This is a genomic window from Mesobacillus subterraneus (genome assembly GCF_023715485.1).
Classification (GTDB): Bacteria; Bacillota; Bacilli; order Bacillales; family Cytobacillaceae; genus Mesobacillus; species Mesobacillus subterraneus_B.
Window position 1 is genome coordinate 46,008 of the sequence record NZ_JAMBOF010000010.1, and the last position, 14,704, is coordinate 60,711.

Sequence of the window (14,704 nt, forward strand, 5' to 3'; positions counted from 1 at the left end):
AAGTTAACAGAAACAGCAAAAGGCAGACCCATTAGTCTGCCTTTAAATCTCTTTATTGTTGAAGCATCTCCATCAATTTCTTAAAAACTCCTGAAGGATTTTTCTCTAATTGATCAATTGAAACTGCTTCTTCTGCGTTATTTTGAATAAACCTGATTACGCTCTCCTGCTTATCTATGATCACTTTGATATCTTTAATTTTATACTCTGATATTCTAGAAGCGTAATCAAGATTCTCGTGGTTCAGGTCAATCTTGATTTGATCAGAGACCCTCCTAAGCATCCGCCATATGGCCATCTCTTCATTGGACTTCATGAATAATTCAGGAAGTTCCTGCGCTTCTATTAGAGTTTTTAAGGTCGTAATCACATAGCTTGATATGCCATAATTTACAGGCCTTATGTTCTGCTTTAACTTGGACCAGGCAACTACATGAAAACGCATATATTCACCAGTACCATCATGATAAGGTCTGACATCTTTGATCTTGGCGTAAAGCTGAATGCCATTATCAATATTTAAGCTATTTTTAACATACAAGGCTATATACTCAGCTTCCTGCCAGCCTTTCCTTAATTGCTTTACAGGAATTTGATAATAGGCTTCCTTGATGAATTGATCATAACGATCTTGATCGGAAACAAGCCCTACCAACACCGTTTGATCCAGGCTAGATTTCCATTCTTCATGTGCCCCTCTTGGAAGAATACCTTCCTTTTGAATCTCCTCAGGGCTCTTATCGATCAATCTTTCTACAAACCGTTCAACCATATTTGTAGCATTCGGCAGGAAAGGCAGCCCGCCTATGTTCACTTTATCGATACTCTTGTAAAAATGGTGCTCTTCATAGACGGTTTCGTCAAACCATGGGAATAACACATAAGCTCCAAAAGCAGTTCTCTCAAATGGACCTCCACTTGTGGAAACAATCGAATCCCGATAGCGATGCATCGTATTAATGTCATCTTCCATCGGACCGGGTGTATTATATCGTTTCTGATAAAAGCTGTCTTCCTGGGCATAATCAATTCGATACTTAGCATCAAAAATATAATGGTACTTGTAATCCTTTCCCTTTTTCTCAATGCTCAGCATCGTATCAGGTATTTGCGATACGGTCGGCAAGCTAGTCTCCCGTTTTTGATACGCTAAAATGATTTCTTCATTTGTAACAGGGTGCCTGAATATCCTCCTGGCCGTTTTATTTGCTTCCAGATTCACAAACAGTCCTTCCCTGTTAACCTGAACTATATCCTGGCTGATAAGCTTATACTTGCGGCCAAGAATCTGTCCGAGCTTCAAGAAGGTTCAATATTCATAGAGAGTGGCAACATCCTTCACCGACATTCGGTAGAGGTTCCCCTGCAGCATCAATCCTTTTGACACTGTTAAATAGATTTGAAAAGAGTCCCGATAACCAGGTGCCATTTGCAGAACAAGACTCAAAACCGATCGGTCCAGCTTGCCAACAGACTTCCAAAAAAGACTGCTCAGCTTTGACATTAACTGTTTGGACATGGATTCAATTTTCTCAACTAAGTCATAATCTGGCTTCTCTCTGGTCCACCTGTTTTTGCTCACAATGGAGTCCAATAAATCATCCAACTTTTGTTTGATTCGCTCAATCATCCACTTAACATAGCGGTTCTCCAAAGTATCATATGTAAGCTCTTTTTTGATTTTTAACCCTTCAGAAGGCATCACCGTCCTGCCATTAACAGCAATCCCCTTTGAAACATCGACAAAGACGTTCGCACGCTTCCGTAAAAAGTTCCTGCTGACAGAGTCCTGCTTCCTCAGCTGGTCCCCTCGTGCTTTTTCATATGTCTTCTCCAATTTATGATGAGGCTGGAATTCAATTCTCGCAACAGCCTGGAGAAATTGATGAAAATGTTCGCTGATCAGCCGGTAAAATTCCGCTTTCGACGGATTTCCCTCCAGCCTTAATCTGGCACCCAAATAGGTTTTTCGGATAAAATGAAAAGCCAGGTTATAGATTTCATCATTTACTTCATCTAAAAGCTTTTGATAATCCTTTTTATAATCGAGTTTAACAGGGAAAATTTCCAGCGTGACTTCAAGGATTGTCTTACCATCAGCCCTTATTTCGAAAGTTGTGAATCCAACCTCATTTTGAAACTGCAGATTTCCCATTAAAATAGATTGGCTGCCAATTGACACCGGAGAGACGGCTTGTCTGATAAGAGGATATTCGTGATAAAAAGTGAACTCACGATCATCATTCGGAACGACAATCAGCTGATAGACCCCATTTTCAAAGAAGATTGGCCTTTGCTCAGAGGGAGTTACCAGTTCTTGATTGGTGATATCATAAATCTTGATCTCCTGAACGCCATCTCCACTTACCGTAAAATCCATTACATCATGACGATCCATAGCTTTATACTGCCATAATCCTTCATATCGTTCGTGGTAAGGTTTTCCCTTTATCACCAATGAAAGATTCTCAGTCTCAATTTTCACTAATTCAACATCATCACGAGATCCAGAAGGAAGTAAAGCCATCGTTTCTTAACCTCCCAAGCATTTCAGCAACCTTTGCTGCGCTTCGCGGATACTTCGCTTTTTGAATATCAATTTGGCCATTCTGCTGATCCTCTTCATATTCTCGATTCGTAAATTGCCTATAAAGTCCCCTGAGCAATTGTTCCACTCTCGTATCGCTGCCTGCAATTCGCGGAAGGATCTTCTGTAAAATGCAGTGGTCAAATGCGTTTTCAAACTTCATTAAATTTGATTCATCATTGTAAGCAAGATAGAAACAGATCTCATCCCGTACACGGTATCCTACATGCGCATTAATCAACTGGAGCGATTCATTGATCCTAACCAATTCATCAGTAGCCCTGGTCACTATTTCTTTATTTTCTTTATAAACATCTTTCAAATGAAGATACTTAGAAGCAAAACGCTCCTGACCAATGACTTTCGGCTCCACTTCTTCAAGATCACTTAAAAAGGCCAGGTTATCAAGATTAACACGATTCAGCTCAATCGTATTTGCCCGATCCAATACCTTTTTGCTGAATGGATGCGTCGTTTCATCCATATTAACCGTACCGATTATAAAAAGATTATTCGGAAGAGTAAGGTCAGAACCATAAACTTCACTTGACAAAAGAGTTGAAGAAACAACCTCACCATTCTCCCACTTACGGCTCTCCATCACACTTAAAATGTCACTAAAGTAGTACTCAACACGAGCAAGATTCATCTCATCTAAAAGAACAAAATAAGGCGAATCCGGATTATCTTTAGCTTTTAGGATTACTTTCGTTAAAGGCCTCTCTTTAAAATCACCCTTTATATCAACATACCCAAGCAAATCAGAACCATCGTTCCAATCAGGACGGATTGGAATTAAACTAAATTGACCATTTTCTTCGGTCGCCCCTACACTCTCAGCAAACCATTGAACTATTTTCGTCTTTCCTGTTCCTGAAATACCGGAAATGATGACGAAGGGTTTGGTTTTTAAGGATAAGAACAGATTGATTACTTCTTCCTTTTCGTAATAAAAGCCCTTGCTCTTGATGTATGCATCGACATGATTAACTATTTCCTTTGATGATAAGTAAACAGGGTTTTTCTCTTTTACTTCCATATAATCAGGGTCACTAACATAATCATTCAAGATGGTTTTAACCTCCATTGGAACTCTCTCTTTAAACTGTTCTAAAAGTTTACGTGCAAATTCTTTAGTTAATGAAAAAAAGTACCCCTGTTTAAGATTTCCGTTAATATCGAAAGGGCCGCCTTCATTTAACCTCCATTCAAGAGGAATCGTTTCTTTCCCGATAGGAGGAACAAAGTCGAAATAATCCAGTTTTAATAAGTAACCTTCTTCCTGCCATTCATGACTGGAAATTTCCGAAGGTTTACTTGCTTCTATAGCTGCTTGTTGTACGACACCAATAGATTTAAGTTCTCTTGCAGAATAGCAAAAAACAAAATCACCTGGTCGAGGGTTAACTAAATTAACATGATGTGGTAATGGTATACCCTGTTTAGATTTTTGAGGTGCCCAAAGGAAGCCACCTTCTTTTTCTTGCTTAAAAGTCTGCCCTTGATTAACCCACCAGTAATTTAATTCTTGTACACCAAGACCTTCGACTAAAAGAACATTGCGATAGGTTCTATCATAAACCGCCCTAGCTAATTGCTCGTTTCTACTTTCCTTGTATTGAGATATAGTTTGATTTGAAAATCTTTCTTTGATGTAGTCTAGGGTCCTATTAAATGCATTCCAGACTTCTACATTTTCACTTATTTTTTGATGATCAAAAATTACAGTAAACACTTGTATTTCTTCATCTTTTCTTTTAAAGAATGCTTCCTTGGATTCGTAATTTAGTTCTTCTATAGTTTCCAAGTAACTACCGATTAAAGGGATTCTGTATTTGATTCTCCCTTTTGGAGAACGATAAAAACCTAAGATAATCCAACTACAATAATTAATATGTAATCCATTTTTGTCTTTTCTATATGTGATTGAAAGGCGATCATCTTCATATGATTCCACACCGAGCTTCTCTAAAGTATCATGTATAAAATCAAAAGTTTGATTAGCAACCTCATTTGTAACAAATATCTTTCTAAAAGGTTCACCAAGGTCTTTTTCATTGTGCTTTTTAAATACTACTCTATAAACAAATGGCTTCTCTGTTTTATAGAATTCTATATATTCTGCTTGTTCATCAGGAAGTACAATAGTTTTATTATTGCTAGTAATTCTGTGGTTATTTATATATTTATAAGAGTATTTAAATGTTTCCAAAAGTAATTGCTTAAAATCCCTATTATTGTCATATCTCAACTGTAGAGAATCTGATTGTACATTCTTCCTATCAATGTTTGTAAGGTAAGCGTCATATGAAGAATCCCCTACTACCAAAGTGACATTGTGTTTCTCCCCTCTAGATAATTTCTTACCTTGATTAGCTATTACAAAATCTTTGTGCAATTCAAGTGGTATAGGTGAACCATTTATAAAAGTTGACCAATCCACTTTTTTTGTACCTATTAGTTGTGAAATATTTTCTTTTGACCAACTATGGATTCTTTTTTTCATAATATCTCCTATCTATCTTTATTAAGAGTATTAGTAAGACTGTAAGAAAATTAAAAAACTAAATAATTTCAAAAAAAAATTTATAGGAAGTTTGGTTCTATTACTTGTAGTATATTTATCATCTATTTTAATTCAATCCTTAATATCTTTATGTAAAATTGTACTATAAATGGATGTTGACTAGAATCTTTAGTATAGCATCTAATCTTTTCAACATGGTTTTGGAATCTTCTCTTAAACACAAATGTTTAAACGTTTTTCCAATTTAGCTCTTCTTTCGAAATGCACATAACTATTATTCAACAATTTCCCCAGTCCATCTATAAAGAATTTCTTGATCTTCTTCACATCAAAGAATTAAACATAAAAGTACCATTCAAAAAGCTTGTCAAATCATCCTCTCTACGATTCTACATGGTAATCGGCATAGTTTTGATTAATTTGTTTACTGCTTTCCGTTGTACTCCCAAAACTTTTTGATTTATCTACCAGAGAAGTTTATTCGCTTTCTGCATCCTGTTTCAATCAAGTATTGAAAAATGATCCACTTATTTATATTATTTATCATTATATAAAAATAAGAAGCCACTTTATTTAGTTTATTAGTGGCTTCTTAAAAAATAATTTATATTTTAGCTAAACTTTCCTTGTTTAATTGCACTAACAACATCAAATGAATCTTCGCTTGATAAGAATGGAACCTGTGCAAAAATTAAGCTTGATTCTCCGGAAAGCCTAGCTGCTAAATGACCTTTATCTAGCAACCTTTCTGCCCCTTTTTCACCTAATGCAATTTCTGAGGTACCTGAACTTTCAACTTTAAGAATTAACCTGTTTCCTAGATTATCTCTTAGTTGTACAGGTAAAGCATCTTTATCAGGTCTTTGGGCGGCAAATATAAGGTGAATACCAGCTGCCCTTGCTTTTACTCCTAACCTCTGAACAGATGCTGAAACAGTGTTCTTATATTCATCTACTAACATCCAATCAGCAAATTCATCGTGGATCAGGAAAATTAATGGCATTTTTTTATCTGACGGGGCTTTCTTATTGTATTCTTTAATATTTGGCACTTTATTATCTCTAAAAGTAAGATAACGACTTTCCATTTCTGATACTAAAGATTCTAATATTGAGGTTGCTTTTTCCTGGTCAATGATTATACCTTCAGTTAAGTGAGGTAAGTCCTCTAAACTTTGGTAGTCAACCCCAAACTTAGGGTCAATTAAATAAACCTTGGCCATTTCTTTTGAATTTGTAGCACAAATATCAAGGATAAGATTTTGTATCATAATAGACTTACCACTACCTGTAGCACCTGCTATTAGGGTATGTGGTGCATGTTGTTGCAAACCTTCAAACTGACCACCTAAGTTTAAGTAAAGCAATTCTCCATCTACTTCTTTAACACCTATAAGGAAATTCATATTCATACCAGGCAGGATTTGCTCCACTTTACGTCTGTTCCATAAATCGTTCAAATAGATAACTTGACGTTCCGGTCTTGTTATAAATACAACTATTTCACCCGGTCTACCAACTACGTTAATAATTTCCAGAGCATGGGTTGTTAATAATTGTGACTTTTTTCTTTCAATATCCTCTACTTTCAAGTTATCTGAACCTTTTAATCTGATTATTCCAGAGTTAGGTGTTAATCGTGATCCCAATACCTTCGCTTGTAAGTTGTACGACATTAAAGCTGTTTTTAATTTTCTCTCGACCTCATTTAGCCACTCTTCTGACTCATTATTTGAATAGGACGCTTTATCATTATTATCTATCCATTTTTTTAAAGCAGGACTACCCCAAAAAGACTTTTCCTCTTGTCCAAATTCTGAATGAGAGTCACTTATTTCATTTTTAAAACCTGATGTACCTTGCTCTTCTTTTTCAGATCCAATTTGTTTATTCAAATCTGTATCAACCTTATTATTATCTGTTCTAGCCTCTGTGCTAGATCGATCTTTATTTTTGAATATAGTATTTTCAATATTAATTTCGGTGCTCGGGCTTACTGCCTCCAGTAACTCCCAAGGTCTTTCGTCTCCGATTTCTTTTCGAATATCATTCAACGGTTCACCACCAAAAATACCTAATGCTAACTTCCTAACCTTTTCTCTGTTATAGACTTCTTGGTAACAGTTATCTATATTATTTAGTTGTATCTGTTCACATTCTAAGTTACTTTCATCTGAGGAACTTGATACAAATACATGGGAGTAACCTCTTAAGTCAATAGGAATTTCACCTTTTCTAATACCTTCCCTCCACTCTTCCAATGAGAGAGTACTATCTTGGAAAAATTCCACACCTTCAACTAACATATCACTAATCCTTGCGAGCCAAAGATCTCTATCTAATCTACTAGGACTTCCAAATAATGCATTGTTGATTCTTATAACTGTATCACTCAACTGTTTTTGAGAAGTCTTTTTGGCATTCGCTAATCCTTTTATATCTATATATTTACACTCGGAAATTATTACTTGTAAATATAACTTTCCATTTTCCTCTCTAGGACATAACGCTAATATATCAGCTATTTGTTCTTCTTTTTTACCGAGCCAAGATGCATAGTCATCTAAAAAGAACCAACCTACTGATTGTGATTCTCCAATTTCAGAAGTAATTAACAGTTTACTTAAAACAACACCCAAAAGTTCACTTGCAAATTTACCTCTTTTAGCAGCCCTTAATACTATATCCCCTGATAATGCATTTGCTTCTTTAATAAAAAGCTCAGCTAATTTCACTAATTCTTCATCTGCTAAACCAAGGTTAAGATTACCTAATCTTCTTTTAACGAGTATTTGTAGTAAATTTAATTTTGACTTAGTTGAAACTACTAAATTGGGTCCAATTGATTGGTTGTGTTGATATTTAATAACATTTACACCTTGATTCCTTAATAACCTTTGATCTAATAACTCATCATAATTAGCAACCCATTCACCAATTTTATGAGCTTCATCAAAAATACTTCTCGTTTCTTCATTTTGAAATGATATTTGACGAGATGGTAAGTAGTAATTATCTTGTTCTGTATCTACTGCTTCGCATACTCCTTGTACAGCTGTTAAATAAGACCAGCCTACTGAAGGTTGACTTGGGCATACTAGATAAGCTGTTGATTTCAACTCATCCTTTGCTGCTGGTCTCCTTCTTGACCACCTAGGAGGATAGTGTTTTAGTAAATCTTGAACATTACCTTTTTTTACTGGGGACCATACAAATTTTGCTTCTCTAGAAATAACCTCTTGTAAAAACACAATATCTGAAGGTTTTTCATCATTGAATTCATTTAGTGGGGCTTGATCAGCCATTACTCCTATTCGAAGACGAGCCATAAAGTCTCTTGATTCCTCACTAGCTACGAATTTATCTGGATCACTGTCTGTATTTTCAACCATTTTGGTATATAATTCACTAAGCTTATCCATATTTCTATGACGTAATATGACTTGGCATCGAATATCGTCATTCTTATCACGTAATAACGATAGGGAGTCTACAATTGCTTTTGGTAATCTAGTTGAATCACAATTATATAAAACAACACTTAGATTTGTACTTTCATGTGGTTGAAGTTCAATATATTTTTGTACTAATGTAGAAACTTTAGAACTAGCTTCTTTTGGATCTTCATTTGTTTCTTGATCACTAAACTTTTTAACAGGCATTTCCATTAAACTATAATCATTCACTGTATCGGATATTGAGAGTAATTCAGGCTCATTCCCTCTAAAACCATAAGTTACTTCCGGATAATATGGTTGGGTAAAATCATGCTTTAAATCTGAAAAGAACAATTTCGAATCCCCAAAATCAACTTCTTCTGATTCAAGAATATACCTTACTAAACCTTCAAATTGAATAGCTTTGATAGCTAAAGATGCTAATCTCATAGGGTGCCAAGGTGCTATGATTGACATAGGCTGGGTTCCATCAACGTGTACATTACCAATGTTTAAAATTGGTTGCCATAATTCAACCCTATTTTTGTCACTTGAAGCATGTTCTCTTAATGCTCTAAGTAACTTATCATAAGCGTCACATTGAAGTAACAACATTTCGGACGAAAGTCCATCTACCAAAAACCCATTTAATGCTTCTTTATATAATTTAGAAAAACTTCCCCAAGATTTATTTATTTCCTCATATCCTTCTCTTGATAAACGTCCTTCATTTAGAGTCTCATTTAATTTTATTGTAAATTGATGTTTCAGATCATTATCGGTACTATAAACCCCTATTAAAGAACCCCTATTTTGCCTATACACTGCATGTAAAGTTCCCACATCATTCAAAGATATTCCTTGCAATTTCCCTTTTTTACTAATTGGATTTTTCGAAACCCTACATAATGGAAAAGGTTTCTTATCTAGCCTAAATAAGTCATTACGAAGCTCTAGACCTATTTTATTTGGGTCACCCTTCCAAATTAACTGAACCTGGTGTGATGGATACATATCATTTTCATATTCTAACTCAACATAAAATTTAATTTGAATTGAATTTTGTGATACTGAGATATTTTTTCGGTACTTTGGCTTGTTTTTTGCATCTTCAAGTAACTCATCATATTTAAAAAGCCAGTGAACATCCCATATAATATTTGGGTGAGTCAGTCTATCTAAGCCCTTATACCTAGTACTAAAAAATAAACCTACATTTGCATTTAATTCTAACCATGAACTCTTACTATTTCTCTTTTGTGTTCTAATTCTAAGTTTTTTCTTACTTGAGATATTCTCACTTTGTGAAAATAATCTTTCAACTGCTTCTAATAGACCAATAATAAAATCATCGCATTCTATGGGTTTACCATATACAAACCTATCCCATTTTGATTTTAGTGAGCGATTAGTATCCAATTCTTGGCGATGAGTCTCGTAAAACTCTCTATCTTCTTCAGAAGGCTCTGTTGTAGTTCTTTTGGATAGGGTATCAAGATAATCTCTATCATCCTGGGTAATTATATCTGAATATTCATCCTCTAAATGTTCTAATGTTTGAGTGCCCAAATCTACCTTTTTTGTTTTAATGCCTGAAAAGAACATATAAACACTATCTCGCTCCCACTCAAAATCAGCAAGAGCTTCAGACTCCATAGTCCAACCAGTTTTTGCTTGAATAAAACTTTCGATAATGGGTTGGACATGATCAGGAATATCTTCTTTCACTTTATTATATGATGATTGTAAATCTTCATTTTCAATAATTTCTCTATTAGGATACTGTTTAATCAGATAGCACGCTCGCTTAGTTATTGAAGTTAGATAAAGATCAGCCCATCTATTTTTATGTCCTAGATACTTTTCTGGAATCGCTTCAAAAAGAGCAGAATCCCGTGGGATTCTCAACGAAGATAGTGCCCACCCTAAAGCTGAAATTAGTGGTACGCTATCGTTTAAAATCTTGTTTCTAACTTCAACAACATATTGGCTAAATTTTTCTAAACTATAATCACTAATAGATTGCAAACCATTTAGTGCTTGCTTCCAATATTTTTTCTGTTCAGCAGTAAGTGCTAATCCTGCACTTGCAATATTTACCCAAAACTCCGGATTGCTTTTTAAATCATTTGCTCCTATTGTCGTAATATCCCTTAAGGATTGACCCTGATCATCATTAGTATTGGCAAGAATTATTGCTGGTTTACTTAATGGTGCATTTCTCCAATATGTTGTTTTTTCATCTGTCGTTACTTCTTCAGGAAGGTTATAGCCCTCGACTAACTTACATGGTACCTTAATTTCAATGTAGGAACTTAGGTCTATATCAGATAAAATTTCCTCACATATTCTAGCTACTTGTCTCCCTGTTAACCTATCAAGTAAAAACCTAGCAACACCCTCAGATTCACCATCCATATTAAGGTTAGCTCTAAGATATTCTGTAGCTACTTTCCCAATTAAATCGAGTTGATTCATCTTATTACCACCCTTACAAATGGATTTTCAACATATGCACAAGCATCTGATAACCGTTTAAGAAGACCCATACTTGAAAGCCTCTCTTCTAATCTAACTGCATTTTCAGAAAAGGCTTCCATATCCGCTTGGCCTGTTTCCAATAATGATCCAGCTTGACGATCTCCAATAATAAAACCATACTTTTTGTATAAGCAATCTAAAAACTCTTGAAACTCCATTTTTGTTTCTACATTGCTTAAAACTAATGCCTTAAGTAATGAATCTGTAGGGGCATATCTTAGCCTTCTACTACTTCGTTTTGAAACTAATCCAATTTCTCTTCCCCATACTCTATGGAAGTTTTGAACATGTTGTTTATGTCTTGCACTAGCTTTTTTATAGAATTCATCCAATAAACCATCTGCGGTAGTAGCTTTTGCTTTATCATCATCTTTCCAAGAAAATACTTTTACAATCAAATCTCTAGCAGCCTCATAAGTATCTCCTGAAGTAATTACTCGGTTCCATTCTTCAGTATTTTTAATACCTAGTACATATTCCTCTATTGTTTGTTTAGAAAGGTTATTATTTTGAGAATATGAATCAGAAGCCAAGTCTCGGATTATTGTTTTTTGTGGTGCAATAATTTCTAAAATAAATGTTGTTTTGTTTACATCGTTTAATACTTCTTTAGAACGGTTTAATAAATAAATTATCATATGTAAACCAGTTATATTAACTAAGTGTGGAAAGACATCATAATTGGGCATATTACAATTAAATAAATTTATCCAATCCTCAGATAGTGAATCGTATTCAGGCAGATTAGAGTACGGCAAATATCCACCTTCCCTTTTATCTCCATCATATTGTTCACCTTCTGGTTGAAGTTGTGCAACAAGACGATTAAAAGGTGACTTTCCATCAAGAACTTTATTAGTGAGATATTTAAGTATATCGTCTTTTTTGTTACTCCTAGATAGCATTAAATAAAGTAGTTCTCCTGTTCTACCAAAGAATCTCCTATCATTACTTATACTATTTCCCGTAACCCTTAGGTCTTCATATAAACAATCGGGACCATATGGGAAAATAAATTGAGAACTCCATCTCTTATTATTTTCACCCTCTATTGTAGTCGAACGGAGGAAATTAATTATTTCTACAAAATCTTGATAACTTGTAAACCTTTTCTTCAAGTAAGAAAAATCTACTACATTCATTCCGCCACTATTTTTATTCATTTCATCAATCCAGGCATTCCATTGTGAATTATTATCATTTTGGAAATTCCTCTCAATAAGTTCCATTTGTGGGTTATTAAATAGAATATTTCTTAAATACATTCGGGGATATGCAGTATAACGTAATGTGTTAAAGGCACCTTCTTTGAATGCCCTTCCATCTTGATATTCAGACTGAAGCACATTTAAAAATTCCATAATACACAACCAAGGTGATTGTTCATCGTAAAATCTATGTCCCCATATTGCTTCGTCTACCCACATACTTGAATCAATCCGTTTGGGTCGTGGCAATCTTTCCATCATTCAAAATCCACCTCCACCGTACGTCTATAAAGCATTCCCTCGTTATTTATACGAAGTAATTCTAAAACTAACCTATCTGGATCTGTTTCATACGCTCCTTCTATTTTTCTACGATACTCTAATTGATTTAATAACCTACTTTTGAATGCAAGTAAGTCCTCATAACACTCCCGCGAGAAACTTCCAGGTAGTTCTCCTTCAGCAACTCTTGAGATAAATTCGTATCTTACTAGGTGTAACTTTAAACTCACAGGTCCAATTTCATCACTTAAAGACATATTGACATTTAAAACAGGTTTTCCATTTTCAAGAAGAATATTTACACTCTCTCCTCTATTTGGCCGAACTGATATCTCCGTTTCATACACCCTACTTATCTTTGATTGAGAGTGGCTACCGGATGTTGAAAGATAAACTACATCACTATCTTTAGTAAGCAAGCCAGTAGATATCCTATTTATACCTTTTACAAGTCTACCTAATATTTTCGGTTGTACCCGTTTTTCATTCTCTAAGCGTCTATATACACTTTCTAAAAATTCTCCGGCATACTTAAATGAAGTTAAGTCCCAAACTTGAATTTCTATTATATCGTTAGTATCCACAGTAAAGAATAATCTTTGTCTTTGAGACCTTAATCTGTTTAAAAAGCGATCACTTTCATCTTTACTTACTTCACCCTCAAGATAAGCTTTTTGGTCACCTTTATAGGTCTCATCAGCACCATAAAATTCATCAGATGTCATATACTTATTAAATATGTCTTTTAATTCAGGATCATCTTCTCCGAATATAAGGATATTATCTATGAAGTTATTACTCTCAGTTCCAATTCCAAACCTATTTAAAGTTGAAAAGATATCTGTTGTTTCTCTACGCCGCTTACTCAGGTTTTCACCAAATATATTTCTATATATGCTGGCGCTTGAAGAAGATTTATCCTCTAATATTTTTGGTATTTGGCTACAACTCATTAACTTATCTCTAGCTTCTGGATGCCCTAATAACATATTTGAAATTAATAATAATAGCTGCCTTATAGGAATATGAACCTCATTTAACTCACATAACTCTAGTAAATCAATTAGCCTCTCTTGGAGAATCTTTTCGTCCTGAGCACCTTCTAAGCGCTTCTTATTCTCCCATATTGGACATCTATTATATATTGATTCATTCTCTTTAAATGAACAGTTTTGACACTCATCCCAACCTGGATGATTGACTACAGACTCTACAATTTTAGGAAATATTTTAGCTGAATTTGTTCTACTAAGGTTAATAAGTTGTAAATTATACCCTTCCTTGTACTGTTGTTCACTAACCAACAGGTCTTCAATGAAACCTGCAACCTCTGAGACAATATAGTTAAATTCGGCTGTTTTCCATTTTTCTATTAACTGACCATCATTTGCAGCAACTAAAAATACCTTACCATTATCCTGTTTAATGGATTCAGCCATGTCATAAATTATGTATCTATTGTCATCTGAGAGTTCACTTAAGTCCTTAATAACGTATAAAGAGTGATTTTTAAGTGGAAGCACCTTAATAGTTTCATTATTATCCCAATCTTCTTTGGATCCACCAAGAGCCAACCATACCTCACGACAATAAAATGTTTTACCATCACCAGCAGTTCCTGTTAAAATTACTGATCTAGGATATCCTGTTTTAAAATTGTCTATTAAGCCAGATAGGTACTCAGGTTCAACTTTAATTGGCTCTATACCTTTCTTTTCTATTGAACGTTGGATTGCTTCATCGTACATATTATCATTTCTTGGAATCGGTCCATATTGCCTAAGAAAGTTTACCCAATCAGCATTCCTTATCACCATAATACCTCCCCCTTTACCCAATTTTTCTACTAATTTATCTTAACCATATTTTAACATATAAAAACACCAAAATTTCATATCTATTTCCAAAAAAAAATTAATACCCTTCCTCAAACTACTGTCTTCCTTAAACTTTATACAATTTAATTTGCTTTGTCTTTGAAAATCCATTTTATAAATACGGTACATCTCTTGCCGTAGTCCACAATTATTAAACCGCCATCACCGAGTGCCGCGTGTGCAGTTATTTTTACGATAAAACAGAATGAATAAATTAAGGAACCCCATACTCTGAACCTATAAAC

The 14,704-nt window shown here is 34.6% G+C and carries 4 protein-coding genes and 1 pseudogene; all 5 read right to left on the bottom strand.

Going from position 1 to position 14,704, the window contains the following annotated elements; translation table 11 throughout:
- Positions 1 to 52 precede the first annotated feature (52 nt).
- Positions 53 to 2,527 (bottom strand): annotated as a pseudogene (locus M3204_RS15435) (DUF2357 domain-containing protein).
- A complete protein-coding gene (locus M3204_RS15440; protein WP_251483327.1) occupies positions 2,499 to 5,093 on the bottom strand; it encodes an McrB family protein in 2,595 nt (864 codons plus the stop codon). Before M3204_RS15440 ends, M3204_RS15435 begins: the two are co-directional and overlap by 29 nt.
- A 632-nt stretch (positions 5,094 to 5,725) precedes the next feature.
- Positions 5,726 to 11,029, bottom strand: a complete 5,304-nt coding sequence (locus M3204_RS15445) for an FtsK/SpoIIIE domain-containing protein (RefSeq protein WP_251483334.1) — start codon at positions 11,027 to 11,029, stop codon at positions 5,726 to 5,728.
- Positions 11,026 to 12,561, bottom strand: a complete 1,536-nt coding sequence (locus M3204_RS15450; RefSeq protein ID WP_251483336.1) for a hypothetical protein — start codon at positions 12,559 to 12,561, stop codon at positions 11,026 to 11,028. Before M3204_RS15450 ends, M3204_RS15445 begins: the two co-directional genes overlap by 4 nt.
- On the bottom strand, positions 12,558 to 14,399 hold the full coding sequence (locus M3204_RS15455; protein ID WP_251483337.1) for a hypothetical protein: 1,842 nt from the start codon (positions 14,397 to 14,399) through the stop codon (positions 12,558 to 12,560). Before M3204_RS15455 ends, M3204_RS15450 begins: the two co-directional genes overlap by 4 nt.
- Positions 14,400 to 14,704 lie beyond the last annotated feature (305 nt).